Annotated in this window: 26 protein-coding genes; 19 read left to right on the top strand and 7 right to left on the bottom strand. The window is 60.8% G+C overall.

The genetic code is table 11. The features are described 5' to 3' along the window. The first annotated feature begins 184 nt into the window (after positions 1-184). Complete coding sequence (locus ABK249_RS10120; protein WP_348862788.1) at positions 185-1,201, top strand: porin; 1,017 nt, start codon at positions 185-187, stop codon at positions 1,199-1,201. A 118-nt stretch (positions 1,202-1,319) separates the two neighbouring features. Here ABK249_RS10120 and ABK249_RS10125 read toward each other — a convergent pair whose 3' ends face one another. After that, entirely contained in the window at positions 1,320-3,407 is a 2,088-nt protein-coding gene (locus ABK249_RS10125; RefSeq protein ID WP_348862789.1) for a lytic transglycosylase domain-containing protein, read from the bottom strand. Between the two features lie 216 nt (positions 3,408-3,623). Here ABK249_RS10125 and dapA point away from each other — a divergent pair, with 216 nt between their 5' ends. From dapA to ABK249_RS10150, 5 genes are all read left to right on the top strand, one after another. Next, complete coding sequence (dapA, locus tag ABK249_RS10130; RefSeq protein WP_037154573.1) at positions 3,624-4,508, top strand: 4-hydroxy-tetrahydrodipicolinate synthase; 885 nt, start codon at positions 3,624-3,626, stop codon at positions 4,506-4,508. Positions 4,509-4,627: 119 nt separating this feature from the next. Next, a complete protein-coding gene (gene smpB / locus ABK249_RS10135) occupies positions 4,628-5,104 on the top strand; it encodes an SsrA-binding protein SmpB (RefSeq protein ID WP_037154571.1) in 477 nt (158 codons plus the stop codon). A 5-nt stretch (positions 5,105-5,109) separates the two neighbouring features. After that, positions 5,110-5,523 (top strand): DUF3830 family protein, encoded by a 414-nt coding sequence (locus ABK249_RS10140; protein ID WP_037154569.1) that lies wholly within the window; start codon positions 5,110-5,112, stop codon positions 5,521-5,523. Positions 5,524-5,572: 49 nt separating this feature from the next. After that, positions 5,573-5,857 (top strand): WYL domain-containing protein, encoded by a 285-nt coding sequence (locus ABK249_RS10145; RefSeq protein ID WP_037154566.1) that lies wholly within the window; start codon positions 5,573-5,575, stop codon positions 5,855-5,857. A gap of 66 nt (positions 5,858-5,923) precedes the next feature. Continuing rightward, entirely contained in the window at positions 5,924-6,886 is a 963-nt protein-coding gene (locus tag ABK249_RS10150) for a lysylphosphatidylglycerol synthase transmembrane domain-containing protein (protein WP_348862790.1), read from the top strand. Here the strand turns inward: ABK249_RS10150 and ABK249_RS10155 are convergent. Continuing rightward, positions 6,859-7,947 carry a bifunctional transcriptional activator/DNA repair enzyme AdaA gene (locus ABK249_RS10155; RefSeq protein WP_348862792.1) on the bottom strand — a complete coding sequence of 363 codons (1,089 nt, stop codon included), beginning with the start codon at positions 7,945-7,947 and terminating at the stop codon, positions 6,859-6,861. The two genes, ABK249_RS10150 and ABK249_RS10155, sit on opposite strands and share 28 nt — an antisense overlap. 130 nt (positions 7,948-8,077) lie before the next feature. Further along, positions 8,078-8,653, bottom strand: coding sequence for a LabA-like NYN domain-containing protein (locus ABK249_RS10160; RefSeq protein WP_037154561.1), 576 nt, complete (start codon positions 8,651-8,653; stop codon positions 8,078-8,080). A gap of 289 nt (positions 8,654-8,942) precedes the next feature. Between ABK249_RS10160 and rpoZ the strand changes: the two genes are divergently transcribed. From rpoZ to ABK249_RS10175, 3 genes are all read left to right on the top strand, one after another. Beyond that, positions 8,943-9,350, top strand: a complete 408-nt coding sequence (gene rpoZ, locus ABK249_RS10165) for a DNA-directed RNA polymerase subunit omega (protein WP_037154557.1) — start codon at positions 8,943-8,945, stop codon at positions 9,348-9,350. Between the two features lie 219 nt (positions 9,351-9,569). Further along, positions 9,570-11,786 carry a RelA/SpoT family protein gene (locus tag ABK249_RS10170; protein WP_037154554.1) on the top strand — a complete coding sequence of 739 codons (2,217 nt, stop codon included), beginning with the start codon at positions 9,570-9,572 and terminating at the stop codon, positions 11,784-11,786. Positions 11,787-11,910: 124 nt separating this feature from the next. Next, the gene (locus ABK249_RS10175; protein ID WP_348862793.1) at positions 11,911-13,290 is read left to right on the top strand and encodes an IS1182 family transposase; all 1,380 of its coding nucleotides are present in this window, start codon (positions 11,911-11,913) and stop codon (positions 13,288-13,290) included. Positions 13,291-13,447: 157 nt separating this feature from the next. Here ABK249_RS10175 and ABK249_RS10180 read toward each other — a convergent pair whose 3' ends face one another. After that, on the bottom strand, positions 13,448-13,930 hold the full coding sequence (locus tag ABK249_RS10180) for a DUF695 domain-containing protein (protein WP_348862794.1): 483 nt from the start codon (positions 13,928-13,930) through the stop codon (positions 13,448-13,450). Positions 13,931-14,982: 1,052 nt separating this feature from the next. On the opposite strand from ABK249_RS10180, the gene ABK249_RS10185 reads away from it, so the two are divergent. From ABK249_RS10185 to ABK249_RS10220, 8 genes are all read left to right on the top strand, one after another. After that, complete coding sequence (locus tag ABK249_RS10185) at positions 14,983-16,362, top strand: IS1182 family transposase (RefSeq protein WP_348862796.1); 1,380 nt, start codon at positions 14,983-14,985, stop codon at positions 16,360-16,362. Positions 16,363-16,635: 273 nt separating this feature from the next. After that, on the top strand, positions 16,636-16,791 hold the full coding sequence (locus ABK249_RS10190) for a DUF3563 family protein (protein ID WP_081952813.1): 156 nt from the start codon (positions 16,636-16,638) through the stop codon (positions 16,789-16,791). Between the two features lie 229 nt (positions 16,792-17,020). Beyond that, the gene (locus tag ABK249_RS10195) at positions 17,021-17,581 is read left to right on the top strand and encodes a DUF2062 domain-containing protein (RefSeq protein ID WP_348862797.1); all 561 of its coding nucleotides are present in this window, start codon (positions 17,021-17,023) and stop codon (positions 17,579-17,581) included. 27 nt (positions 17,582-17,608) lie between these two features. Continuing rightward, positions 17,609-18,013: a holo-ACP synthase gene (gene acpS, locus ABK249_RS10200; protein ID WP_348862798.1), complete on the top strand. Its 405-nt coding sequence runs from the start codon at positions 17,609-17,611 to the stop codon at positions 18,011-18,013. A 90-nt stretch (positions 18,014-18,103) separates the two neighbouring features. Then, positions 18,104-18,853: a signal peptidase I gene (gene lepB / locus ABK249_RS10205; protein ID WP_348862799.1), complete on the top strand. Its 750-nt coding sequence runs from the start codon at positions 18,104-18,106 to the stop codon at positions 18,851-18,853. Beyond that, entirely contained in the window at positions 18,853-19,569 is a 717-nt protein-coding gene (gene rnc / locus ABK249_RS10210; RefSeq protein WP_348862887.1) for a ribonuclease III, read from the top strand. Before lepB ends, rnc begins: the two co-directional genes overlap by 1 nt. Before the next feature lie 10 nt (positions 19,570-19,579). Continuing rightward, positions 19,580-20,518, top strand: coding sequence for a GTPase Era (era, locus tag ABK249_RS10215; protein ID WP_037150873.1), 939 nt, complete (start codon positions 19,580-19,582; stop codon positions 20,516-20,518). 112 nt (positions 20,519-20,630) lie between these two features. Continuing rightward, positions 20,631-20,885, top strand: a complete 255-nt coding sequence (locus ABK249_RS10220; protein ID WP_037150376.1) for a DUF982 domain-containing protein — start codon at positions 20,631-20,633, stop codon at positions 20,883-20,885. 67 nt (positions 20,886-20,952) lie between these two features. On the opposite strand, the gene ABK249_RS10225 is transcribed toward ABK249_RS10220, so the two are convergent. Next, a complete protein-coding gene (locus ABK249_RS10225) occupies positions 20,953-21,345 on the bottom strand; it encodes a hypothetical protein (protein WP_037150378.1) in 393 nt (130 codons plus the stop codon). A 190-nt stretch (positions 21,346-21,535) separates the two neighbouring features. Between ABK249_RS10225 and recO the strand changes: the two genes are divergently transcribed. Both recO and ABK249_RS10235 read left to right on the top strand, forming a co-directional pair. Beyond that, complete coding sequence (gene recO, locus ABK249_RS10230; protein ID WP_348862800.1) at positions 21,536-22,306, top strand: DNA repair protein RecO; 771 nt, start codon at positions 21,536-21,538, stop codon at positions 22,304-22,306. Between the two features lie 15 nt (positions 22,307-22,321). Then, positions 22,322-22,702, top strand: coding sequence for a GFA family protein (locus ABK249_RS10235; RefSeq protein WP_348862801.1), 381 nt, complete (start codon positions 22,322-22,324; stop codon positions 22,700-22,702). A 3-nt stretch (positions 22,703-22,705) separates the two neighbouring features. On the opposite strand, the gene ABK249_RS10240 is transcribed toward ABK249_RS10235, so the two are convergent. Both ABK249_RS10240 and ABK249_RS10245 read right to left on the bottom strand, forming a co-directional pair. Continuing rightward, positions 22,706-23,935, bottom strand: a complete 1,230-nt coding sequence (locus ABK249_RS10240) for an MFS transporter (protein WP_348862802.1) — start codon at positions 23,933-23,935, stop codon at positions 22,706-22,708. Positions 23,936-24,204: 269 nt separating this feature from the next. Continuing rightward, complete coding sequence (locus ABK249_RS10245; protein WP_348862803.1) at positions 24,205-25,104, bottom strand: DMT family transporter; 900 nt, start codon at positions 25,102-25,104, stop codon at positions 24,205-24,207. Between the last annotated feature and the right edge of the window lie 31 nt (positions 25,105-25,135).

The following is a 25,135-nucleotide window of genomic DNA, read 5'->3' on the forward strand; positions in this document are numbered from 1 at the left end:
TTGAGTTCCACTTTCGGTGGTGGTGGTGATTTTGTGACAAAAAGGAGACGATGGCCTTTCAAATGCCTCGCGGGAGGATGGGGAGCCGGGGAACTTTGTTGCCGCTGATTAGCCTTCAGTAATAAGCTTTCTGCAGCATCTGGTGAATCAGATGCACATTTTGAAATGACTGGAGGTCATGAAAATGAACATCAAGAGCCTTCTCCTCGGCTCCGCTGCTGCGCTTGCAGCAGTCTCTGGCGCTCAGGCTGCTGACGCCATCGTTGCTGCAGAACCGGAGCCGATGGAATACGTTCGCGTTTGCGACGCATTCGGCACTGGCTATTTCTACATTCCGGGCACGGAAACCTGCCTCAAGATCGGCGGCTACGTCCGCTTCCAGGTCGATATCGGCGATAGCACGAACGGCTTCAACGGCGGCGATTGGGATGCCTGGACCCGTGGTCGCGTCGAGGTTACGTCCAAGAGCGACACCGAACTTGGCACGCTGACCGGCTTCATTGCCATCCATGGCGAATCGTCTCGCGACAACTCTGGCAGTTCGGACGATGATCACTTCTACTTCGATGAAGTCTATATCGAGCTCGGCGGCTTCAAGGTCGGTGACTACCTGAGCTGGTGGGATAACGATCTGCCGGGCGAACTCGATCTCCTGAGCAACCAGACCCGCTTCACCTCGGTATCCTACACCTATACCGGCGAAGCATTCACCGCCATGATCCAGGCCGACGAGATTTCGAACCCGATCTCTCGCGCAGGCGATGCTCAGGATTTCGGTTTCCAGGGTGGTCTGCGGGCAGCTCTCGGTCCGGCAAACCTCGAACTCCTCGGCGCCTATGACAACCGCTCCGAAGACGGCGCGGTCCGCGCGATCGGTTCGATTGATGCCGGTCCGGGCACCTTCTACCTGTCCGTTCTCTGGTCGTCTGACCCGAGCGTCTACTATGAAGACGCCGAGTGGACGGTTGCTGCGAACTACGTCTGGAAGGCTACCGACAAGCTCGAAGTCATTCCGGAATTCCAGTATTTCTGGAATACGAATATCGTTGCGGGTAGCTACGATGACGGTGGCGATGACTGGGCTGCCGGTCTCACCGTCAACTACCAGATCACGGAAGGCCTGCGCAGCAAGTTTGCTGTCGGTTATGGCCATGAAGCCGACGAATGGGCCGGTCTCGTCCGCCTGCAGCGCGACTTCTGATCTGATCGTCTGATCTGAGCTTGAAGGCCCGGCCATTGCGCCGGGCCTTTTCGTTTATGACGTGATGATAAGCGCTTTCGGAAGGGTGGGGCAGTGATGCTGGACGCCGTGAGCCCCGCTATTGCCGTCCGAACCGCAAGTCTGCCTCGATATCGGCCTTCTGGCCGAGGCGGATCTTGTAGACCTGGTAATTCTCCATCACCCGCTGCACGTAATTGCGCGTTTCGGGGAAGGGAATGCGCTCGATCCAGTCGACGATGTCATCGAGGGATTTCCCGCGCGGGTCGCCATAACGGGCGATCCACTCCGGCACACGGCGCGGACCGGCATTATAGGCGATGAAGGTCAGGATATAGGAGCCGCCGAACGTGTCGATCTGTTCGCCGAGATAGTGAGCGCCGAGCGTAGCGTTATAGCCGGCATCCGTGGTGAGCTTCGCGGCGGCGTAGGTGAGGCCGTGGCGCTTGGCCACGCCTTGGGCCGTGCCGGGCAGGAGCTGCAGGAGTCCGCGGGCATTGGCGGCTGAAACGGCGGCAGGGTTAAAGGCGCTTTCCTGGCGTGCAATGGCATAGGCGAGCGCCTTGCCGGAGCCGGCGATATTGGCGCCGGCCGGAATGACGCCGATCGGGAAAGCCAGCGCCGCGACCTCGATGCCACGGCCGAACGCGATCTTGCCGATTTGCAGCGAGAGGGCATGATTGTCCTGCGTTTCGGCGCGCGCGGCGAGAATCGCGAGCTCACCCGGGCTTGTCATTTCCTCGGCGAGAGCGCGGTAAAGCGTGCCGGCGCGTTTTCCGTGGCCTGCATCTTCCAGCCGGGCGATCGCTCTCACCGCCTCGCGGTTGTCAAAACTGCGCCGGTCGGCAGCGGTAGGCGAGGGGTAGGTCACGTCGAGCGTCTTGATGTCGAGGCGGGCGGCTGCAAGCTGACCGTAGAATGTTCCGGAATGATGCGCCGCCTTGGCGAAGAATTCGCGGGCGTTGCCGGGTGCGCCGGCTTCGGCGGCCCGGCCGAGCCAGTACCAGGCGCGGGAAGCGGAGAGCGGCTTGTTCGACACATCGAGGATCTTGCGGAAATGCTTTTCCGCGATCATTGGCTCGCGAAGCGCTCTCAGCGCGTACCAGCCGGCATGGAATTCCGCGTCGACCACATCGGTCGAGGAGGTCGCGAGATGATGGGCAACGACCGTGTAGGCGCGCTTGAAATCGCCTTGGTCGGCAAGGCCGCGGGCCACGATGCGCCGCTCGTTCCACCATTCGCTCGTGTTGACGAGCCTGGAAGCCTCACGCGGCGCCTTTTCAATGAGTTCGGCCGCCTCGCGATATTTGTCCTGCCGGCGCAGATGCTCTATCCGCGCGAAGAGATAGGCCGGATCGTCCTTCCAGGACCGGTCGACCGCATTGAGAAGGGTCTCGGCATTCCGGGCGTTGCTGATGACGCCCGCCCATGCCTTGTAGAGTGATTGCGCCTTGCCGAGATCGCCGAAGCGCTTGGCCTGCGTGGTGCGCCCCTTGTACATCAGCGCGTCCATGCGGGCCTTGTGATCGGCTGGCGAGAGGAGCGCCGGAAATTCGGCGAGGATCCTGTCTTCGGTCGGCTTGTCGAGCGTTTCGGAAAGCCAGATCTGGCGCAGCGGGCGCGCCGCTTCGCTGGTCTTTCCGGCGGCGACCAGCGCACGCGCCAGGATGATCGCGCCTTCTGTCGTTTCCGGCCGTGTCGAGCCGAAGGCGGCAAGCACGGTGGAGGCCGACGGATTTTCCCGATAGAGGGCGCGCTCGGAATTGGCACGCAGGTTTTTGAGGCCGGGCCAGCCTTTCAGTTCCCGCTGCGCGGCGGCGATTTCGCCGGACGGAACGCCCGGCGCGCCGGACGTGGCGATCGCCCAGGTCAGGATATGCCGGTCGAGTGAACCTTCGGAGAGCCCGTTGCGGGTGGCAAGTGCTGTTGCGATATCGTTGCGGGAAAGGGCGTCGAGCCCTTCTCTCAACACGCCGGCCGGCTGCAGCCTTCCCGTGCGCGGGATTGCGCCTGTGATATCCGGCGCAGGCGTGGTTGGCACCGGCATGGCGGTAGGCATTGCGCGCGCGACGGGATCTTCCGGCTTGACGAAGGGCAGCGGTACGGCGCTTTCAGGAGATGCGGCAAAACCGGGCACGCTCGCAGCACCAAGCCCCAGAGCAGCGAGGATCAGAACGGGCCTATTCATCCGGTAACTCGTCGTGAAGATGTCTAACCCCTATTAGCCGCCGAGCGGATTAATGAAACCTTACCATATTTATGAAAATGCGCGATTTCTTATATGAGATTCCGCATGAAATCCCTTGTCGTCACGCTTGTCGCCGCTTTCCCGCCGCTTTATTGTGCGCGACCTTAGTCACGGATTGCGGCCGAAGCATGGATTGCGGCCGATTGGGAGCTTTGCATGTTCAAGGGATCGATCCCCGCCCTCGTCACCCCCTTCACCACCGATGGTTCGGTGGATGAAGACGCCTTTGCCGCACATGTGGAATGGCAGATCGGTGAAGGCAGCAGCGGCCTGGTGCCGGTCGGCACCACCGGTGAATCGCCGACACTATCCCATGACGAGCACAAGCGCGTCGTGGAACTCTGCGTCAAGGTGGCCAAAAAGCGGGTTCCGGTCATCGCCGGAGCGGGCTCCAATAACACGCGGGAAGCGATCGAACTGGCCGTGCACGCGGAAAACGCGGGCGCCGATGCTATCCTGGTCGTGACGCCTTATTACAACAAGCCGACGCAGAAGGGGTTGATCGCGCATTTCTCGGCGATCGCCGAAGCCGTAAGGCTGCCGATCATCATCTACAACATCCCGCCGCGCTCGGTCATCGACATGTCGCCGGAGACGATGGGTGCGCTGGCGAAGTCTCATAGGAACATCGTCGGCGTGAAGGATGCGACCGGCAAGCTGGAACGCGTCTCCGAGCAGCGCATCACCTGCGGCAAGGAGTTCGTTCAGTTGTCGGGTGAGGATGCGACCGCGCTCGGTTTCAATGCCCACGGCGGTGTCGGGTGCATCTCGGTCACGGCCAATGTCGCACCGCGTCTGTGCGCCGACTTTCAGGCCACGATGCTGGACGGCAATTACGCGAAGGCGCTCGAATACCAGGATCGGCTGATGCCGCTCCACAAGGCGATCTTCATGGAGCCCGGCCTTTGCGGCGCTAAATATGCCCTGCACAGATTGCGCGGCATGAACCGCATGGTGCGTTCCCCGTTGATCTCGACGCTGGAGCCGGCGACGGAAGCGGCGATCGACGCGGCCATGCGTCACGCGGGGCTCTTGAACTGAAGCGAACGCTGCAGAAGCTTCACATTTCACGTCTCGCGCATTAGATAAGGATCGAACCCCGCTCATCGCCCATGGGCGGGGATTTATGTTCAGAAAAAGGGCGGAACGGAATCTATCCCATGGCACCCAAAGGCAGCCAGCGCACGGTCAACAAGATTGTCGCGGAAAACCGCAAGGCCCGCTTCAACTATGAAATCATCGACACTTACGAGGCCGGCCTGGTGTTGACAGGGACCGAGGTCAAGTCGCTGCGCGACGGCAAGGCGAATATCGCCGAATCCTACGCTTCGGACGAGGGCGATGAGATCTGGCTCATCAATTCGCACCTGCCGGAATATCTGCAGGCGAACCGTTTCAATCACGAGCCGCGCCGCCGCCGCAAGCTGCTGCTCTCGAAGCGTGAGATCAACCGTCTGCGTGCCGCCATCAATCGTGAAGGCATGACGCTGGTGCCGCTGAAGATCTATTTCAACGAGAAGGGCCGTGCCAAACTGGAACTCGCGCTCGCCAAGGGCAAGAAGCTGCACGACAAGCGCGAGACGGAGAAGGAGCGCGACTGGAACCGCCAGAAATCGCGGCTGTTGAAGGCGAACTGACCGGCATGGAAGGCTTGCGCATCACGGTCGGCCCGTTTGCCTTCATCGCCCGTTTCGAGCGCGAAAAGGCGCCTGAGACCTGCCGCATCTTCGAGACCTTCCTGCCGTTCCGCAACCAGGTCATCCATTCCCGCTGGAGCGGCGAGGCGGTCTGGGTGCCGCTCGGTGATTTCCAGTTCGGCGCGGGTTTCGAAAACCACACTTGCCATCCCTCGCGTGGCGATATCCTGCTTTATCCCGGTGGCCACAGCGAGACGGAGCTGCTGTTTGCCTACGGCAGCTCCTCGTTTGCGAGCAAGATGGGCGCTCTTGCTGGCAATCACTTCCTGACGGTTATCGAAGGTCGCGAGCAGCTCGAGGAAATGGGCAGGCTGGTGCTCTGGAAAGGCGCCCAGGACATAAACTTCGACGTCTGCTGACACCCCTGAACTTTGCTCTTTCCCGCTCGTTGTGGGTGAGAGGTGAGGCATGGGCTATCCGGATATCATCATCGACGCGATCGACCGGCGGAAGGTTCTTGAACTCCGCTACAAGGATGTGGCGCGCAGGGTGCGGCCGCATATCCTGGGATATGTGGGGACGGGCGAACTGGCTCTGAGCGGCTGGCAGATTTCCGGCACCGGGGCCGGCTGGCGGCTCTTTCATGTTGATGACATCAGCGAGCTTGCCGAAACGGATCAGAGGTTTCATGGCACGGCGCGCGGCTATAATCGCAACGATCCCGCATTTTCGCGCATCATCGGCCGTATCTGAAATTCCCGTCCAGGAACAATCTCCGCATCCGCCCGTTGCGGTTCATTCCGTGGACACGAGCAGGCGATGGCGAAGAAAATTCTCACTTACGTTACGGTGGTCATCGGCTTCGGTTTGGCCGGCTACCTTCTCTACCATACATTCCGTGAATACTCGGCTTCGGAGATTGTCGACTCTGTCAAGGCCATTCCGATCGTCAATCTCCTGGCCGCGTTCGGCTTCGCCTTCGGTTCCTATCTCTGCCTGACCGGTTTCGACTGGGCAGGCGTGCGTTATGTGAAGAACGACCTTGCTTATCCGAAGGTCGCGCTCGCCTCCTTCGTGGCGCTGTCGATCGGTCAGAGCGTCGGCCTCGCCGGGCTCAGCAGCGGCGGGTTGCGTTACCGTTATTACGCCCATTGGGGCATGAGCACGGAAGATGTTGCCAAGATCGTGCTGCTCTCAGGCGTCACGGTCGGTCTCGGCATGACCGTACTCTCGGGCATCGTTCTCATCGTCAATCCGAAGGATGCCGCATCGGTGCTGCGCATGGGCGAGGGTGTCACCCGGGCGATCGGCTTTGCCTGCTTTGCCGCAACGGCCGGTTATCTGGCGCTCGCGGCCTTCCTCCGCACACCCTTGAAGGTACGGGCGTGGACGTTTCAGATGCCGACCTTGAGGATCGCCGTCGCCCAGGTGGTGATCGGCACGATCAACTTTGCCCTCGTATCCGCCTGCCTGCGTGAGGTCATGGCTGCGACGGCGGATGTGAGCTATCTGAAAGCGGCGACTGCTTTCGTCCTCGCCAATCTGGCGATTCTCATCACTCATGCGCCCGGCGGTCTGGGCGTACTGGAAGCGACCGTCAGGCACGTAATGGGCGATGCGGCCTCGATCGGCTCGCTGGTCGCCTTTCGGGTGATCTATTTCTTCATTCCCTTTTTCATAGGCCTGCCGCTGTCGCTGGTCGTCGAAGCGATCTTTCGAACCAACAAGGCGGCGAAAGGCGAGCCGTCCCTCGATCAGGAAACCGCTGCCGCGGTCGAATGACTGACCGGGCGCATGGCCATGCGCCGCTCATGCTCGATAAGCCAGCGCTTGCGCCACAGCCCGCCGCCATAACCGGTCAGGCTGCCGTCGGCGCCAAGCACACGGTGGCAGGGAATGACGATTGCGATCTGATTGGCGCCGTTGGCGCCCGCGACGGCGCGGGTGGAGGAGGGGAGGCCGAGTTCTGCGGCAATCGAACCATAGGTGCGCGACACGCCGACCGGGATCGCCCTGAGCGCCTCCCAGACCTGCCGTTGGAACGGTGAGCCGTGGCCGGCAAGCCGTGTCCTGAAGCCGCGATCCTCGCCGGCGAAATAGGCCTTCAGTTCCTCTTCGATCTCGTCGATCGGCGGATGCCGGCCCATGATGATGCCGCTGCCGGTAAATTTCTGAAGCTTCCTGATTTCGGCCGGCAGGGCCTTGCGTTCAGCGAATTCGAGGAGATGCAGGGCATGCTGGTCGGCGATCGCCATCATCGGTCCGATTGGCGTCTCGATCCAGTCGGCACGAAGCAGCGTCTTGTCGCGCAGGTTGGCAGGAGCCGCGCCGAAGAGCTTCGTCATGGCGCTGCGAAAACCGCTGCCGGATTCATAGCCGGCGTCAAGCTGCGCATCGATGACGCTCGCGCCGGACGTCAGTATCTCGGCCGCCTTGCCCATTCGCCTCAGCCTGGCGATCTCCAGGAAGCTCATGCCGAACTGCCGCTTGAACGCGCGCCTTGCCGTGGAAGGGTCGACGCCAAGCGAGACCACGTCGTCCTCGCTCCAGCGGCGGTGCGGATCGGCATCGAGCGCATTGAGGAGCCGCGTCACCATCGGGTCTGTCTCGCCGAGTTTCAGCATCGGCCGGCAGCGGCTGCAGGGGCGAAAGCCCGCCTCCAGGCATTCCGCGATCGTGCCGTAAAATGTGGTGTTCCCGCGCTTCGGCTTGCGGGCCGGGCAGGTGAGGCGGCAGAAAATGCCGGTCGTCTTCACGGCCGCCCATGCAAAACCTTCATAGGCTGCATCGCGGGCGACCAGGGCTTCGTAGAGGATATCGTCGGAAGGGCGTTTGAAAAGCATGGAGCTTTCTACCCCGAAATCGAAAAAGGCGCCGCCGAAAAACGGGCGCCTATTCTTTATCGCATCTCGCGCAAAAGTGTACGGCGGTCTTGCCGAAACGACATGCGCAGAACATTGCCGTCGCTTGAGATCAGAGATCGACCGCTTCGGCAGATTCCGTCGGGCGGACCGGACGCTCGGAAGGATCGCGGCCGACTTCTGCCTTGAGCGTCATCAGGTCGATGAAGTGGTCAGCCTGGCGGCGCAGGTCGTCGGCGATCATCGGCGGCTGGGTGGACATCGTGGAGACGACCGAAACCTTGCGGCCCTTGCGCTGCAAGGCCTCCACCAGCGTCGTGAAATCGCCGTCGCCGGAGAAGAGCACGAGATGGTCGACCGTTTCCGATTGTTCCATGGCATCGATCGCGAGTTCGATATCCATGTTGCCCTTGATCTTCCGGCGGCCCATGCTGTCGGTAAATTCCTTGGCGGGCTTGGTGATCACCTTGTAGCCGTTATAATCGAGCCAGTCGATCAGCGGGCGGATGGAGGAATATTCCTGATCCTCGATCAGAGCCGTATAATAGTAGGCCCGCAAGAGATAACCGCGCTTCTGGAAAGCCTTCAACAGTTTCCGGTAGTCAATATCAAAACCGAGGCTTTTCGATGCAGCGTAAAGATTGGCGCCGTCAATGAAGAGAGCAATCTTCTCTCTTGGGTCAAACATATGGTCTCCATCCCCTTGTTCTTATAAACCTGCTTGGCAGGCAGGGCCTTGGTCAATATAAGCTGAACCAAACCCGTGAATAATCCACTACATTACGAACTATTCATATAAATGTCATTTATGGCACGATTCGTAATAATCCAAGCAGCCTGCGGTTGAATCTCTTTGGTGCTCCATGGGGCCCTGGTCGAAGGTATTCAGACCGCGTTCGTCAGAAAAACTTGAATTTGCCGCGCAATGGCTGTATCGGGCGTATCAATCCCGAAATTCATGACCCAAAGGACAGGCAATGGCCCGTGTCACAGTAGAAGATTGCATCGACAAAGTCGATAACCGTTTTGAGCTCGTTCTTCTTGCGAGCCATCGGGCCCGGCAGATTTCGCAGGGCGCGTCCATCACGATCGACCGCGACAATGACAAGAATCCAGTCGTCGCCCTTCGCGAAATCGCCGACGAGACACTTTCGCCCGACGACCTCAAGGAAGACCTCATCCATTCGCTTCAGAAGCATGTGGAAGTGGACGAGCCCGAGCCCGATCCGGCTTCGCTGATCGCCGCCGGCGGCGTTGCCGTGGCCTCCGACCGCGACGAGGAAGAGGAACTTCCCGAAACCGTCACTTTCGATCAGATGTCGGAAGAGGAACTGCTGGCGGGTATCGAAGGCCTCGTGCCGCCGGAAAAGAGCGACGATTACTAAGAGCGACGAATACTGAACGAAATCTTTGTTTGGCAAGTTTTCGTTCATCCTCTCGCCCTAATCTGGCTGGATGTTTTATGATGGCTGCGCCAATCTGACGGTTGGCGCGCCATTTTCTTTTCGCCCGGTGCCGTTGCCCGCCATGGGGAAACGGTTGGCAACCGGTTCCAGGCATCCCTAAACGTGTCAAGACGAGCGGTATCGAGGACTTTTTTCAGGATGATGCGGCAATACGAGCTCGTCGAGCGGGTTCAGAAATACAAGCCCGATGCCAACGAAGCTCTCCTCAACAAGGCCTATGTCTACGCCATGCAAAAGCATGGCCAGCAGAAGCGCGCCAGCGGTGACCCTTATATCTCTCATCCGCTCGAAGTGGCCGCGATCCTGACCGACATGCACCTGGACGAATCCACGATCGCGGTCGCCCTGCTGCATGACACGATCGAGGACACGACCGCCACCCGCGCCGAGATCGATGAGCTCTTCGGCGAGGATATCGGCCGGCTGGTCGAGGGGCTGACGAAGCTGAAACGTCTCGACCTCGTCTCCAAGAAGGCCAAGCAGGCGGAGAACCTGCGCAAGCTGCTGCTTGCCATTTCCGATGACGTGCGCGTCCTGCTCGTCAAACTCGCCGACCGGCTCCACAACATGCGCACGCTGGAGCACATGAAGCCGGAGCAGAAGGCGCGCATTTCCGAAGAGACCATGGATATCTATGCGCCGCTCGCCGGTCGCATGGGCATGCAGGACATGCGCGACGAGCTGGAGGAGCTCGCCTTCCGCAACCTTAATCCGGAGGCCCACGAGACGGTCACCAAGAGGCTGGCCGAGCTGGAGGCCCGCAACGAAGGCCTCATCAAGAAGATCGAAGACGAGTTGCGCGAACTGCTGATCGCCAACGGCCTGACCGATGCCTTCGTGAAGGGGCGGCAGAAGAAACCCTATTCGGTCTTCCGCAAGATGCAGTCGAAGTCGCTCTCCTTCGAGCAGCTTTCGGACGTCTACGGTTTCCGCATCATCGTCGGCGACATCCCGTCCTGTTACCGCGCGCTCGGCATCGTCCACACCCGCTGGCGTGTCGTGCCGGGCCGCTTCAAGGACTACATTTCCAATCCGAAGCAGAACGACTATCGCTCGATCCATACGACGATCGTCGGTCCGTCGCGCCAGCGCATCGAGCTGCAGATCCGCACCCAGCTCATGCAGGAGATCGCCGAATATGGTATCGCAGCTCATGCGCTTTACAAGGATGGCAGGGCAGGGGAACTCCTGCCGAGGGAATCCAACGCCTATTCCTGGCTGCGTCATACGATCGAGTCGCTGGCAGAAGGCGACAATCCGGAAGAATTCCTGGAGCATACAAAACTTGAACTCTTCCAGGACCAGGTCTTCTGCTTCACGCCGAAGGGCAAGCTGATCGCGCTTCCGCGCGGCGCGACGCCGATCGATTTCGCCTACGCGGTCCACACGAACATCGGCGACACGACCGTCGGCGCCAAGATCAACGGCCGTATCATGCCGCTCGTGACACGGCTCAACAACGGCGACGAGGTGGAGATCATCCGCTCGGGCGTGCAGGTGCCGCCGGCTGCCTGGGAGGAGATCGTCGTGACCGGCAAGGCCCGCTCGGCGATCCGCCGCGCCACCCGCATGGCGATCCGCAAGCAATATTCCGGCCTCGGCCACCGCATTCTGGAGCGCACCTTCGAGCGGGCCGGCAAGATCTTTTCTCGTGATGCGCTGAAGCCCGCGCTGCCCCGGCTGGCGTATAAGGACGTCGAGGATGCGATTGCCGCTGTCGGCCGCGGCGAGCTCTCCTCGCTGGACGTGCTGCGCGCCGTCTTCCCCGACTATCAGGACGAGCGGGTGACGGTGAAGCCCGCCGCCGACGACGGCTGGTTCAATATGCGCAGCGCATCGGGCATGATCTTCAAGCTGCCGAACCAGCGGCGCGTCGGACCGGAAGAGATCGAGGCAGGCCCCGACCCGCTGCCGATCCGCGGCCTTTCCGGCAATATGCAGGTGCGGTTCGCTCCAAGCGGCGCGGTGCCCGGCGACCGCATTGTCGGCATCATGGAGAGGGACAAGGGCATCACCATCTACCCGATCCAGGCGTCTGCCCTGCAGCGTTTCGATGACCAGCCGGAGCGCTGGATTGACGTGCGCTGGGACCTCGACGAGGCGAACAAGTCACGCTTTCTCGCCAGGATCGAGGTCAACACGCTGAACGAACCCGGCACGCTTGCAACCGTCGCCCAGACGATCGCCGGGCTCGACATCAATATCCGCACGCTGACGATGGGCAGCAACCGCGCCGACGACTTCTCCGAGATCACCATGGAAGTCGAGGTCTGGGACCTGAGGCAGCTCAACCAACTCCTGCTGCAGATGAAGGAACTCGACGTCGTCGCGAACGTGAAGCGGGTGTATGATTAGTGCAGGCCGGTCCAGACGCTCGGATTGAATGACTGCCTTGCGCCGATAGTGTTGAAAAACTCGGCGTTGCTGGCCTGGTGTCGGCGTGATTCAATCCTCCTATTGATTTGCGGAGGATTGAGCGATGATGGGATGTCAGGCAGCTCCGGCGCAGCTCTTCTATGAATTCAGCCTCGATGATCATGTTCCTGCTGACCATCTGCTTCGCGGCATTGATCGACATCTCGATCTTGAGGGAGTGCGGGCGCAGTTGAAGCCGTTCTACAGCATCACTGGTCGGCCGTCCGTCGATCCAGAACTCATGATGCGGATGCTAATCATCGGCTACTGTATGGGCATCCGGTCGGAGCGACGACTATGCGAGGAGGTTCATCTCAATCTGGCCTATCGTTGGTTCTGCCGCCTCGGGCTCGATGGCAAAGTGCCGGATCATTCCAGCTTCTCGAAGAACCGTCATGGCCGCTTCAGGCAAAGCGATATCCTGCGTCACATGTTCGAAACGGTGGTGGAGCGTTGCCTTGCTCAGGGATTGGTTGGTGCCGAAGGGTTCGCCGTCGATGCCAGCCTGATCGCCGCCGACGCCAACAAGCAACGTTCTGTCCCCGGCGCAGAGTGGGAGGCCAAGGACGAAGCCAGCCGCTCGGTTCGGGAATATCTGTCGGTACTCGATGATGCCGCGTTTGGCGCGGCATCGCCCGTGACGCCGAAGTTCATCTCGCCATCCGATCCGGCGGCTCAGTGGACTGGCGCACACAAAGGCCATGCCTTCTTCGCCTATGCCACAAACTACCTGATCGACACCGAACACGGTGTCATTCTCGATGTCGAGGCCACCCGTGCCATTCGTCAGGCCGAGGTCGGTGCGTCCCGAACGATGATCCAGAGAACGGAAGATCGGTTCGGCCTCAAGCCGGAATATGTCGTCGCCGACAGCGCCTATGGCTCTGCTGACAACCTTGCCTGGCTCGTCAAGGAAAAGAAGATCGCGCCACACATCCCCGTCTTCGACAAGTCGCAACGGACCGACGGCACTTTCTCGCGCTCGGACTTCACCTGGGAGGCGGAGAACGATCGCTACATCTGCCCGGCCGGCAAGGAATTGAAGCAATTCCACCGGACTTACGAAACGCCGAGATCGGGCATTACCGCCGAAGGCACGCGGCTTTACAGGGCAAGGAAAGGCGACTGCGATGCATGTGAGCTCAAGCAGCGCTGCTGCCCGAAAATGCCGATGCGCAAGGTGCCACGCGATCTCAACGAGGATGCCCGGGACGTCGCACGAGCGATTGCCACCACGCCCGAATACGAGCAGTCGCGCCATCGCCGGAAGAAGGTCGAGATGCTCTTTGCCCATCTCAAACGCATTCTCCGGATGGCGGGACGGAGGCGGAGAGGTCCGTGGGGTGCCCGTGATGAATTCCTGCTCGCAGCGACCGCCCAAAACCTGAGGAGGCTCGCCAAGCTGAGGCCAATACGGCCGCCGCAAGGCGATGTTGCCGCCTGACGGCGGCATAGATGATATCCTGCGCCGAGGCGCGGGGATCGACAACGCGTAGCCTGCCGTCCAAAAGACCAAAACGGCAGGACGAGCGGCTAATCAATCGAGTTTTTCAACGATATCGGCCGCAAGCGGTCATAAGTGATCCAACTCAGTGACCCGGTCAGAGGCCTTTCACGCCCGCTATGAAGTCCTCGCATAGAGACCAGTCCGGATCATAGGCACTGGTAATTGTAATCGGGTAGGTATGATCCGCGATCCTCTGACCCAATTCAGATCTACAAGCGCTTAGGTCTCGTACGTACCAATACCATTCCTTCCGGCCATTTCCCGTCACGACAAGCATTTGACGACCAAGGTCATTCACGTTCAAGGGCTGTATAGCGTCTTCGAATTCAATCTGCTTCTCGTTCACTTCGGCACCTGGCATCCCATTGTTCGACGGATCGAAATGCCAGATTATGTTCACACGGTTTGGAAATTGGGCCTTCTCGATGCCATGTGGAACGGCAGTGATGCTTCGAAAAATGAGAAGCTTACCATCTTCGTTCCCGGTGGCTGTAAAGTAGGTTTCATCCGCGTTAGCAACCATAGAAGCAACCAATCCGAGAGAAATCACCGCGATATACGTCGTGAGGCGTCCCATGCAAAGTCCATCGCAAACTCAACTAGAGCGAGTGAGCATAGCTACTTTCCGAACGTCTGCAATGGGCCGTAAAGATACCATTGCGCGCATCACTTGGGGGTACACACAACATACATTGGGCGTCCCTTTACCGTTTTCTCGGTGATAGGCATCCGTCTCGGAAACACGCTGAATCCTGCCTCTGTGCTGCGATCCCCAATGAAAGTCACGTTGATCGGGCACGCCTCGTGTGCCCTTTTTACGCAGGCGACGACATCGGTCGAGCACTCAAATGTTTGCGTAGCTTGAGCCTCAGCCGATAATGCCACCAGCAATACTACGACTGCCACAATGCCCTTCAATGCTTCCTCCGGTCTAGTCGGCCGATCGTAGAGATTCGCCATCCGGCGCAACAATCGCCTATTTCTACTCAAGCAATCTTACCACCGCAAAAGGCCGATTCCTCGCGCTGGCCGGATCGCGCCAAGAGCGGTCACTACTGGACTTTATGCACGATGATCTCTCGGCCAGCGTAGCGGGACGGACCTGTTGTTGGTCATATCCACGGCCAAGGCAGCATTCTTCTCGACAAATAGCTGAGCTTCCTTCAGGGTCGAAGGGTACTTCATACCGAGCCGATAGTACGGGAAGCCTTTCAAGATAAGGAATGCCGCGACAGCCCAACCCTTTCTGTCAGTCGCAGACGGCGGACGGAAATCCGATCCGGTCCTATAGGTGATGCCCGAGCAACGTGGGCAAGTCTTTTGCGTAGCATCGGCAGGGCGTTTGAAAACCCGTTGGCAGTCGAGACACGCGAATTTCGTGAGCGAGCGGGTCATGTGGCCACGTGATGAATATAGAGGCAGTACCGGAAACTGCTGCAATCAACGCCTTATTGCAAGTGTGAGATGGCGCTTTTGGGCCGAGAGGCGTCATTACCTAACAGTTCCGCTACCACTTTATGCGGATGCAAGCTGAAGTCCGCAATGCGCCGATAGTGTTGAAAAACTCGGCGTTGCTGGCCTGGTGTCGGCGTGATTCAATCCTCCTATTGATTTGCGGAGGATTGAGCGATGATGGGATGTCAGGCAGCTCCGGCGCAGCTCTTCTATGAATTCAGCCTCGATGATCATGTTCCTGCTGACCATCTGCTTCGCGGCATTGATCGACATCTCGATCTTGAGGGAGTGCGGGCGCAGTTGAAGCCGTTCTACAGCATCACTGGTCGGCCGTCCGTCGATCCAGAACTCATGATGCGGATGCTAACCATCGGCTACTGTATGGGCATCCGGTCGGAGCGACGACTATGCGAGGAGGTTCATCTCAATCTGGCCTATCGTTGGTTCTGCCGCCTCGGGCTCGATGGCAAAGTGCCGGATCATTCCAGCTTCTCGAAGAACCGTCATGGCCGCTTCAGGCAAAGCGATATCCTGCGTCACATGTTCGAAACGGTGGTGGAGCGTTGCCTTGCTCAGGGATTGGTTGGTGCCGAAGGGTTCGCCGTCGATGCCAGCCTGATCGCCGCCGACGCCAACAAGCAACGTTCTGTCCCCGGCGCAGAGTGGGAGGCCAAGGACGAAGCCAGCCGCTCGGTTCGGGAATATCTGTCGGTACTCGATGATGCCGCGTTTGGCGCGGCATCGCCCGTGACGCCGAAGTTCATCTCGCCATCCGATCCGGCGGCTCAGTGGACTGGCGCACACAAAGGCCATGCCTTCTTCGCCTATGCCACAAACTACCTGATCGACACCGAACACGGTGTCATTCTCGATGTCGAGGCCACCCGTGCCATTCGTCAGGCCGAGGTCGGTGCGTCCCGAACGATGATCCAGAGAACGGAAGATCGGTTCGGCCTCAAGCCGGAATATGTCGTCGCCGACAGCGCCTATGGCTCTGCTGACAACCTTGCCTGGCTCGTCAAGGAAAAGAAGATCGCGCCACACATCCCCGTCTTCGACAAGTCGCAACGGACCGACGGCACTTTCTCGCGCTCGGACTTCACCTGGGAGGCGGAGAACGATCGCTACATCTGCCCGGCCGGCAAGGAATTGAAGCAATTCCACCGGACTTACGAAACGCCGAGATCGGGCATTACCGCCGAAGGCACGCGGCTTTACAGGGCAAGGAAAGGCGACTGCGATGCATGTGAGCTCAAGCAGCGCTGCTGCCCGAAAATGCCGATGCGCAAGGTGCCACGCGATCTCAACGAGGATGCCCGGGACGTCGCACGAGCGATTGCCACCACGCCCGAATACGAGCAGTCGCGCCATCGCCGGAAGAAGGTCGAGATGCTCTTTGCCCATCTCAACCGCATTCTCCGGATCGGCCGACTGAGGCTGAGAGGCCCGTGTGGTGCCCGTGATGAATTCCTGCTCGCAGCGACCGCCCAAAACCTGAGGAGGCTCGCCAAGCTGAGGCCAATACGGCCGCCGCAAGGCGATGTTGCCGCCTGACGGCGGCATAGATGATATCCTGCGCCGAGGCGCGGGGATCGACAACGCGTAGCCTGCCGTCCAAAAGACCAAAACGGCAGGACGAGCGGCTAATCAATCGAGTTTTTCAACGATATCCGCCAATATCGGCTAATCATCCCGCCTACTTTCTGCCCACCACCATCCTCTCGCCATGCTCCCCACGCAACGCTGACCAGCGGTTGCGGCGTTGGTAAAGCGTGGGGTCTCGTCTTATATTGCTGCAGTGCAATATAAGAGAGAAAGAAAACGACAATGTTTGACTCAGTCCGCAAATTCGCCCGCGCCTTCCGGGTCCCGACCACTCAGGATCGTGAAATCGCCTATCTGAACGAAGCCAAGGATCGGATCGACCTCGAATACCGGATGCGCCAGATCGACCGCGGCATGTTCCGCAAGTCCGGCTTCTGATATCCTGACCCGTTTCCGCCGCGCGGAAAGATGTCGCGCGGTTGTGCAAGGCTCCACGGGCCGCAATGTGCGGCCAAGGAGCGGACCTCTTCTGCGGAAATTGCTCTCCGGAGTGAGCCGGGCCAATTTTCGCCATCATCGTCGGCTTGGGCTAGGGCCGTATATCCGATGAAGAAGAGAGCCCTGTGGCCGGTTGAAAAAGTCCGCGCCGCTGAACCAGATAAGCCCCATGCCGTTTCGCCGCCGCACCCCGCTTGGATTTCGTGAGAGACTGCGCCGCGCCATCCTGCCGTCCAGGGGTTTTCGCCGCAGCCTCGATTATTATCGCCTGAAGGTGATGCGGGTCGGCGGATCTCCGCATGCGGTGGCGGCTGGCATCGCGGTCGGCGTCGTCAGCGCCTGGACCCCGTTCCTCGGCCTCCACATTCTCTTCGCAATCCCGATCGCCTATCTTCTTGGCGGCAGCGTGGTGGCGGCAGCCCTCGGCACCGCCTTCGCCAACCCGCTGACCTGTCCGCTCATCTGGCCGATCACCTGGAAGATCGGCGAGGTGATGCTGGGGCACAGCGCCGCCGGCCACGACCGTATCGATCTTGGCGCGCTCTTCCACCATCTCGACATTTCCCAGCTCTGGCGGCCGATCCTGGAACCGATGCTGATCGGCTCCATTCCGCCCGGGCTTCTTTGCGGCCTTCTATTCTATGCCGTCACTTACCTGGGAGTGCGCAGTTTCCGCAATCGCCGCCGCGAACGCTTGACGGCGCGGGCCGGAGCGCTCAAGTCAGTGTGACGCTGACGAGCACAGGAAAGGAACCGCATGATCATCGGCATAGGCAGCGACCTGATCGATATTCGCCGGGTGGAAAAATCCATCGAACGCTTCGGTGAGCGTTTCACGCACCGCTGTTTCACCGAGGTCGAGCGGGCGAAGTCCGATCGCCGAAAGAACCGTGCCGCATCCTATGCCAAGCGGTTCGCCGCCAAGGAGGCCTGTTCCAAGGCGCTCGGCACCGGCCTGGCGAACGGCGTGTTCTGGAAGGATATGGGCGTCGTCAACCTGCCCGGCGGCAAGCCGACCATGGTCCTGACCGGAGGCGCCGCCGAAAGGCTGTCCGAACTGATGCCGGCGGGTCACGAACCGGTGATCCACATCACCATTACCGACGAATATCCTTACGCGCAGGCCTTTGTGGTGATCGAGGCAAGGCCGGTCCCGGCCTGATCATTTGCCCCGTGGCCCGATGAGCCATTGCCGCGGCTCTGCGAAGGGTTTAGAAAGCGGCACTTCGCTGGAAAGAGAAAGAATTCAGACGTGTCCGAAAACGCCGAGACCAAATCGCAGAACAGCCTTTGGGAAAACATCAAGGTCATCATTCAGGCATTGCTGTTGGCGATGGTGATCCGCACGGTTCTCTTCCAGCCCTTCACCATTCCCTCCGGCTCGATGATGCCGACGCTGCTTGTGGGCGATTATATCTTCGTCAACAAGTTCGCCTACGGTTATTCGAAATATTCGCTGCCGTTCTCTCCGAACCTGTTTTCCGGCCGCATTCTCGAGTTCAACGAGCCGAAGCGCGGCGATATCATCGTCTTCCGCCTGCCGAGCCATCCGGATGTCGATTACATCAAGCGCCTGATCGGCCTGCCGGGCGACCGCATCCAGGTGACGAACGGGGTGCTCCTCGTCAATGGCCAGCCGGTACCGAAGCAGGCAGACGGGACGTTTGCGTCCGACTACAGCCTGGATCCGGGTGACCATATCCCCGTCTTCCGCGAGACGCTCGATACCGGCGTTTCCTATGACACGCTCGACCAGTCGAACGTTTCGCGCGGCGACAACACCCAGGAATTCGTCGTTCCCGAGGACCATTATTTCTTCATGGGCGATAACCGCGACAACTCGCTCGACAGCCGTTTCGACGTTGGTTACGTGCCCGCCGAAAATCTCGTCGGCCGTGCCAGCATCATCTTCTTCTCGCTCGGCAACGATACCTCCTTCCGCGAGGTCTGGAAGTGGCCGACCAACATGCGCTGGGATAGGATTTTCAAGGTCGTCGAGTGATGAGGGCAAAAGCGCTTTCGGCGGAGGAACACGGCCAGCTTGAAAAGGCCGTCGGCCATGAATTCGCCGACAAGCAATGGCTTGACCGGGCGCTGACGCATGCCAGCACCGGTTCGTCCAAGGGGGCCAATTACGAGCGGCTGGAGTTTCTGGGCGACCGTGTGCTCGGGCTCTGCGTCGCGGAACTCCTGTTCACGACTTTCCGCACCGCTGCCGAGGGGGAGCTTTCCGTTCGCCTGAACCAGCTTGTCAGCGCCGAGAGCTGCGCGATCGTTGCCGACGAACTGGAATTGCACCGTTTCATCCGCACCGGCGCCGACGTGAAGAAGCTGACGGGCAAGCGCATGATGAATGTGCGCGCCGACGTGGTGGAAAGTCTGATTGCCGCGCTCTATCTCGATGGGGGGCTGGAAGCCGCCCGCGCTTTCATCCTGAAGCATTGGGAAAATCGCGCCACCCGCGCCGATGGCGCACGGCGCGATGCGAAGACCGAGCTGCAGGAATGGGCGCATGCGAAATTCGGACTGACGCCCTCCTACAGGGTCGATGACCGCAGCGGGCCGGATCATGATCCGCGTTTCACGGTGACGGTGGAGATTCCGGGCGTTGCGCCGGAAACCGGCGTCGACCGTTCCAAACGCGCCGCCGAACAGGTGGCGGCAACCAGGATACTCGAACGCGAAGGCGTGTGGCAGAGACCTTCTGCCGAACAATGAATTGGACAAGATGACAGAAAACGAACACATCGGTGGTGACGAGAAGGAAACCGGCGCGACCCGCTCCGGTTTCGTGGCTCTGATCGGCCCGACCAATGCCGGCAAGTCGACGCTGATGAACCGCCTCGTCGGCGCCAAGGTCTCGATCGTCAGCCACAAGGTGCAGACGACGCGCGCCATCGTGCGGGGCATCGCGATCCACGACAACGCGCAGATCGTCTTCATGGATACGCCCGGCATCTTCAAGCCGCGCCGCAGGCTCGATCGCGCCATGGTGACATCCGCCTGGGGCGGGGCGAAGGACGCCGACCTCATCATGTTGCTGATCGACAGCGAGCGCGGCCTGCGCGGCGATGCGGAAGCGATCCTGGAGGGCCTGAAAGAGGTCCGCCAGCCGAAGATCCTTGCTTTGAACAAGATCGACCAGGTGAAGCGCGAGGACCTTCTGAAGCTCGCGGCGGCCGCCAACGAGCTTGTGCCCTTCGAGCGCACCTTCATGATCTCGGCCACCACCGGCTCCGGCTGCGACGACCTGATGGACTATCTGGCACAAACCCTGCCCGAAGGCCCGTGGTACTATCCCGAGGACCAGATCTCCGACCTGCCGATGCGCCAGCTCGCCGCCGAGATCACCAGGGAGAAGCTGTTCCTCCGCCTGCATCAGGAGCTTCCCTATTCCTCGCATGTCGAGACGGAGAAGTGGGAAGAACGCAAGGACGGCTCCGTGCGCATCGAGCAGGTGATCTACGTGGAGCGCGAGAGCCAGAAGAAGATCACGCTCGGCAAGGGCGGCGAGGCGATAAAGGCGATCTCCACCGCCTCCCGCAAGGAGCTCTCCGAAATCCTGGAACAGCCCGTGCACCTCTTCCTCTTCGTCAAGGTGCGCGAGAACTGGGGTGATGACCCGGAGCGTTTCCGCGAAATGGGCCTGGAATTCCCGAGACATTAAGGCGCCGCCGCGTAGCGGCAGGCTTCCATTTCCTGCTTTCCTGTTCGCACCGGCCTCGCGGCATGGTTATTGCAACGTTGCTAATGTGGCAGCGAGGCAAGGGCAGAACGTCATGAAACGGGACAAGTTGCACCAGTTTCAGCCGGTTGGATTGGCTATGCATGAGACGGGCCGATACAGCGTGGTACATTCGGTCGAGGAAGCTGCAGATGTGCTCTTGCGCGGATGGCCGACGGATGACGGCGAGGAATTTTGCGAGGCGGTGAAGGTGTGCTTCGAGGGCATGCATGATCGGGCGAGCCCCGAAGACGTGCGCGCTGCGCTGATCAGGGCAGCGCGCGAGGCGCACGTGATGGTGATCGAGTAGGGGCTGCTCCGCAGCAATCGCATGGTGCCCGCGCAGCGGTGTCCTTGATCCAGTGTCGGTCAGGCGCCTATTTCTTCTGCCGATCCATCAGCGCTTTGACCTCCTGATAGCGCCTGCGGTTTTCCTGGTCCTGCTCGTTCGGTCCGTAGCAGGTTTCCGAAATGCAGAAGCGCAACAGGTTGAAGGGAGCCGTGGCCTTGTCGAACTCGCATTCGATCTCGTTGTTGAAATCGGTCGGCTTTGCATCCTCGCGGGTGGAGTAGGTGAGCCGTGCCCCTGGCGGATCGAGTTCCGGAAAGGATTGCACGATGCCGGTCTTGATCGACGGCACCAGCAGGAAATTTTTCGCGACCGTGATGCAGGCCTGTTCAAGCGGCTGCGACTGGGCGGCTGCGGGCGAAGCGAGGAAAATGGCCGCAGGCATGGCGGCAAGTGCTGCGACGAGAAGGGCGTGTTTCATAAGGGCTCCCAAGCGGGTTGTCTGGCGTCGTGAATTCTCCGCACAGGAATCCAAATGGAGCCATATTTGTTCCAGGCAAGCCGGTAGATGCTCGCATCCGGCTGAAAGATAGGCGATGCCAAAAAGCGATTCAGTCTGAACTCCTTATGGGGTAGTGTTGAATCGGCATGCAGGAGGCTTGAACCGACATATGCAGTGGCAGGACGAAGGCATCATCATCGGCGTCAAGCGCCACGGCGAGACGAGCGTCATCGCCGAGCTGATGACCCGTGAGCGCGGCCGGCATTTGGGTCTCGTCCGCTCCGGTCGCTCGCGCACCATGCAGCCTGTCCTGCAGCCGGGAAACCGCGTGGAGGCCGTCTGGCGCGCCCGTCTCGACGAGCATCTCGGCGAATTCCGTCTTGAACCGCTCCAACTGCGCGCGGCAAGGCTGATGGAGACGGCGACCGCCGTCTACGGCGTGCAGGCCATGGGCGCACTGCTCCGGCTGCTTCCCGAGCGCGATCCGCACCCGCATCTCTTCGAAGCGCTCGACATCATCCTCGATGCACTGGACAACCCGGCCGATGCCGGCGAACTGTTCGTGCGTTTCGAGCTTGCGGTGCTGAACGACCTGGGCTTCGGGCTCGACCTCTCCGAATGCGCTGCGACCGGCTTGCGGGAGGAACTCATCTACGTCTCGCCGAAGAGCGGCCGCGCCGTCTCCCGCGAGGCAGGCGCCCCCTACGCCGACCGCATGCTGGCTCTTCCGGCTTTCCTGGGGGAGGGGGCGGTCGCTGCTGCCGATTGCGACAGCCTTGCCACCGCCTTCCGGCTCACTGCCTTTTTCCTGCACCGGCATGTCTATGAACCGCGGGGGCTGACGGAACAGGCCGCCCGCGAGGGTTTCGTGCAGGCGGTGTTGAAGGCGTTGTCCCAACGGCCTCAGGGGAACGGCGAGGCGGAGCGTCAGGCGAGCTGAAGGAAGAGGAGAGGGATGGAGCGGATAGCCACCTGCGCCTGCGGCAAGCTCCGGGCGATCTGCGAAGGCGAGCCTGCCAAGGTTTCGCTGTGTCACTGCCTGGAATGCCAGAGGCGCACCGGCAGCACCTATGGCATCGCCGCCTTCTTCGATCGCCGCCGGGTTCGCATCGAGGGCGCGAGCAAGACCTATGCCCGGCCGTCGGACAGCGGCTTTCCCGTCAATCTTCACTTCTGCCCGGATTGCGGCTCGACGGTGTTCTGGGAGCCGCAGCGCAAGCCGGACGCCATCGCAATCGGCGTCGGTTCCTTTGCGGACCCGCACTTCCCGGCACCGTCGCAGGCGGTCTACGATCAGCACAGGCACCCCTGGGTGCCGCCGCTTCAGGCCGATTGACCGTCATTCCGCCGGCTGGGCAGCGAGCGCCGGCCGGTCGACCGGCTTCTCCTGGATCGGCCAATGCACGATCGCCGCGAAGATGCCGAGCGCCACGCCGAGCCACCAGACGGGATCATAGGAGCCGAAGCGGTCGTAGAGGAAGCCGCCCATCCAAACGCCCAGGAACGAACCCACCTGATGCGACAGGAAGACGATGCCGCCCAGAAGTCCAAGATGCCGCGTGCCGAACATGATGGCGACGAGCCCGTTGGTCGGCGGCACGGTGGAAAGCCAAAGGAGGCCCATGACGATCGCGAACACGATCACCGAGAGCGGCGTCTGCGGCAGGATGAGGAAGGCCGCTACCGCGACCGAGCGGGCGAGATAGATATAGGCGAGGAAATAGGGCTTCGAGTAGCGCTGCCCGATCATGCCGGCGCCGAACGAGCCGATGATGTTGAAGAAGCCGATCAGCGCCATGGCGATCACGGCATAACGGGCGTCGATGCCGATATCGCCGAGATAGGCGGGAAAATGCGCGGTGATGAAGGCCACCTGGAAACCGCAGACGAAGAACCCCGAGGTGAGCAGCAGGTAGCTCTGGTGCCCGAAGGCTTCGCGTAGCGCCTGACCGACAGTCTGGTCGATTTCGTCCCTGGATTGCGTGCCGGACTTGGCATTGCCGCGCAGCGGATAGGCAAGCACGGGCACGAGCAGCATCATCAGTCCCATGACGACGAGGCTGTCCGACCAGCCATAGGTGCTGATCAGCGCCTGGCTGAGCGGAGCGAAGAGGAACATGCCGGCGGAGCCGGCCGCCGTGCCGATGCCGAAGGCGAGCGAACGCTGTTCCGGCGTCACGTTGCGGGCAAAGGCGGAGAGGATGGTCCCGAAGGAGCCGGCGCCGACCGCAAGCCCGACCATGACGCCGCCGGAGAGATGGAGGATCGCGATCGAATGGGCGGTGGACATCAGGATGAGGCCGGCGGCGTAAAGGAGGCCGGAGAGCGTCAGCACGCGGCCGGTACCGTATTTGTCGGCAAGCGCGCCGAAGAAGGGCTGGCCGAGACCCCAGGCGAGGTTCTGGATCGCCATGGCCAGCCCGAAGGTGGAACGGTCCCAGCCCGTATCGGCGAGCATGGGGAGCTGGAAGAAACCCATGGCGGAACGCGGGCCGAAGGTCAGCATGGCGATCAATGCGCCGGCGGTGATGATCAGCCAGGGCATGGACGCTCGGGCAGACTGGATCATGGATTTCCTCCTCGCTGCGGATGGAAAATCATACCGCGTGCGGCCTCCTTCTTAAAACAACTTTTGCTCAATCAATCCATCACCGTATTTGATGCGGCTCTTGGGATTTTGCCCCTCACCCTAACCCTCTCCCCGCTTGCGGGGAGAGGGGACGTGCCATACGCAGCACCGAGCGTTAAGAAGCCGATGCGGCATATGTCCTTCTCCCCGTATGCGGGGAGAAGGTGCCCGGCAGGGCGGATGAGGGGCATCCCTACAGGCACATTTCTTCAAGGCGTGCCGGGCGGGTCGATCGCCGCCGGCGCCAAGCGTCCCAGCCGGGCTTCCCGCCAGATGGTGAAGATGCCGGCGGCAATCACGATCGCGCCGCCGGCGATCATGTTAAAGGTCATGACCTCGCCGAAGACGAAGACGCCGATGAGGCAGACCAGCACGGTCTGGATGTAGGACATGGGCTGCACGACGACCGCATCGAGCAGGCCGAAGGCGCGGATCAGGAGATAGTGACCGCTCATGCCGGTGATGCAGAGCACCAGCATCCAGAACCAGTCGGTGAAGGTGATATGCGTCCAGTAGAAAGGTCCGACGAGGGTGATCGCCGCCGCCCCCGCCACGCCGGTGTAGAAGAAGGCGGTGTCGGCCGCGTCGGTGCGGCTCGCAAGCCGGGTCATCACGGAGTAGAGGGCGAACATCAGCGTGGCGATGATCGGAATGATGATCTTCGTATCGAACGTGGCGTGCAGCGGATTAACGATCAGGAGAATGCCGATGAAGCCGATACCGATCGCCGTCCAGCGCCGCCAGCCGACCTTTTCTGAAAGCAGCGGCACCGAAAGGCAGGCGACGACGAGCGGCGTTGCGGCGAAGATCGTGTGGCTTGCCGCAAGTCCGACCCGCGAAAAGGAGAAGATCGATATGACGATCTGGACCGCCAGGAGAACGCCGCGGGCGATCTGCAGCCACATCCGGTTGGCGGAGACCGCGCCTTTCAAGCCGACCGGCGAGCGGCTGGCGAGCAGCAGGGCGAAGCCTGCAAAGGCCCAGTAGCGGATCATGGTGATGAAGATCGGCGGATAGGCCGTGCCGAGATGTTTGGAGATGCCGTCCTGCACCGAAAAGATGGTCACGGCCGAAAGCGCGCAAAGGAGGCCGGTGGACCGAGGTGTCATGGGGGCAGTCTCTTTCGGGGCGCCGCCGGCT

It is taken from the genome of Neorhizobium phenanthreniclasticum (genome assembly GCF_040066075.1).
GTDB lineage: Bacteria > Pseudomonadota > Alphaproteobacteria > Rhizobiales > Rhizobiaceae > Neorhizobium > Neorhizobium petrolearium.

Bases quoted from the DNA above. Each gene is read 5' to 3' on its own strand.
- ABK249_RS10175 (WP_348862793.1), top strand. From the start codon at position 11,911: ATGATGGGATGTCAGGCAGCTCCGGCGCAGCTCTTCTATGAATTCAGC.
- ABK249_RS10240 (WP_348862802.1), bottom strand. From the start codon at position 23,935: ATGATCCAGTCTGCCCGAGCGTCCATGCCCTGGCTGATCATCACCGCC.
- ABK249_RS10140 (WP_037154569.1), top strand. From the start codon at position 5,110: ATGGAAGGCTTGCGCATCACGGTCGGCCCGTTTGCCTTCATCGCCCGT.
- smpB (WP_037154571.1), top strand. From the start codon at position 4,628: ATGGCACCCAAAGGCAGCCAGCGCACGGTCAACAAGATTGTCGCGGAA.
- ABK249_RS10235 (WP_348862801.1), top strand. From the start codon at position 22,322: ATGGAGCGGATAGCCACCTGCGCCTGCGGCAAGCTCCGGGCGATCTGC.
- ABK249_RS10155 (WP_348862792.1), bottom strand. From the start codon at position 7,947: ATGCTTTTCAAACGCCCTTCCGACGATATCCTCTACGAAGCCCTGGTC.
- ABK249_RS10195 (WP_348862797.1), top strand. From the start codon at position 17,021: ATGCCGTTTCGCCGCCGCACCCCGCTTGGATTTCGTGAGAGACTGCGC.
- ABK249_RS10180 (WP_348862794.1), bottom strand. From the start codon at position 13,930: ATGGGACGCCTCACGACGTATATCGCGGTGATTTCTCTCGGATTGGTT.
- ABK249_RS10225 (WP_037150378.1), bottom strand. From the start codon at position 21,345: ATGAAACACGCCCTTCTCGTCGCAGCACTTGCCGCCATGCCTGCGGCC.
- ABK249_RS10160 (WP_037154561.1), bottom strand. From the start codon at position 8,653: ATGTTTGACCCAAGAGAGAAGATTGCTCTCTTCATTGACGGCGCCAAT.
- rpoZ (WP_037154557.1), top strand. From the start codon at position 8,943: ATGGCCCGTGTCACAGTAGAAGATTGCATCGACAAAGTCGATAACCGT.
- ABK249_RS10190 (WP_081952813.1), top strand. From the start codon at position 16,636: ATGTTTGACTCAGTCCGCAAATTCGCCCGCGCCTTCCGGGTCCCGACC.
- recO (WP_348862800.1), top strand. From the start codon at position 21,536: ATGCAGTGGCAGGACGAAGGCATCATCATCGGCGTCAAGCGCCACGGC.
- rnc (WP_348862887.1), top strand. From the start codon at position 18,853: ATGAGGGCAAAAGCGCTTTCGGCGGAGGAACACGGCCAGCTTGAAAAG.
- era (WP_037150873.1), top strand. From the start codon at position 19,580: ATGACAGAAAACGAACACATCGGTGGTGACGAGAAGGAAACCGGCGCG.
- dapA (WP_037154573.1), top strand. From the start codon at position 3,624: ATGTTCAAGGGATCGATCCCCGCCCTCGTCACCCCCTTCACCACCGAT.
- ABK249_RS10220 (WP_037150376.1), top strand. From the start codon at position 20,631: ATGAAACGGGACAAGTTGCACCAGTTTCAGCCGGTTGGATTGGCTATG.
- ABK249_RS10185 (WP_348862796.1), top strand. From the start codon at position 14,983: ATGATGGGATGTCAGGCAGCTCCGGCGCAGCTCTTCTATGAATTCAGC.
- ABK249_RS10125 (WP_348862789.1), bottom strand. From the start codon at position 3,407: ATGAATAGGCCCGTTCTGATCCTCGCTGCTCTGGGGCTTGGTGCTGCG.
- ABK249_RS10170 (WP_037154554.1), top strand. From the start codon at position 9,570: ATGATGCGGCAATACGAGCTCGTCGAGCGGGTTCAGAAATACAAGCCC.
- ABK249_RS10145 (WP_037154566.1), top strand. From the start codon at position 5,573: ATGGGCTATCCGGATATCATCATCGACGCGATCGACCGGCGGAAGGTT.
- acpS (WP_348862798.1), top strand. From the start codon at position 17,609: ATGATCATCGGCATAGGCAGCGACCTGATCGATATTCGCCGGGTGGAA.
- ABK249_RS10150 (WP_348862790.1), top strand. From the start codon at position 5,924: ATGGCGAAGAAAATTCTCACTTACGTTACGGTGGTCATCGGCTTCGGT.
- ABK249_RS10120 (WP_348862788.1), top strand. From the start codon at position 185: ATGAACATCAAGAGCCTTCTCCTCGGCTCCGCTGCTGCGCTTGCAGCA.
- ABK249_RS10245 (WP_348862803.1), bottom strand. From the start codon at position 25,104: ATGACACCTCGGTCCACCGGCCTCCTTTGCGCGCTTTCGGCCGTGACC.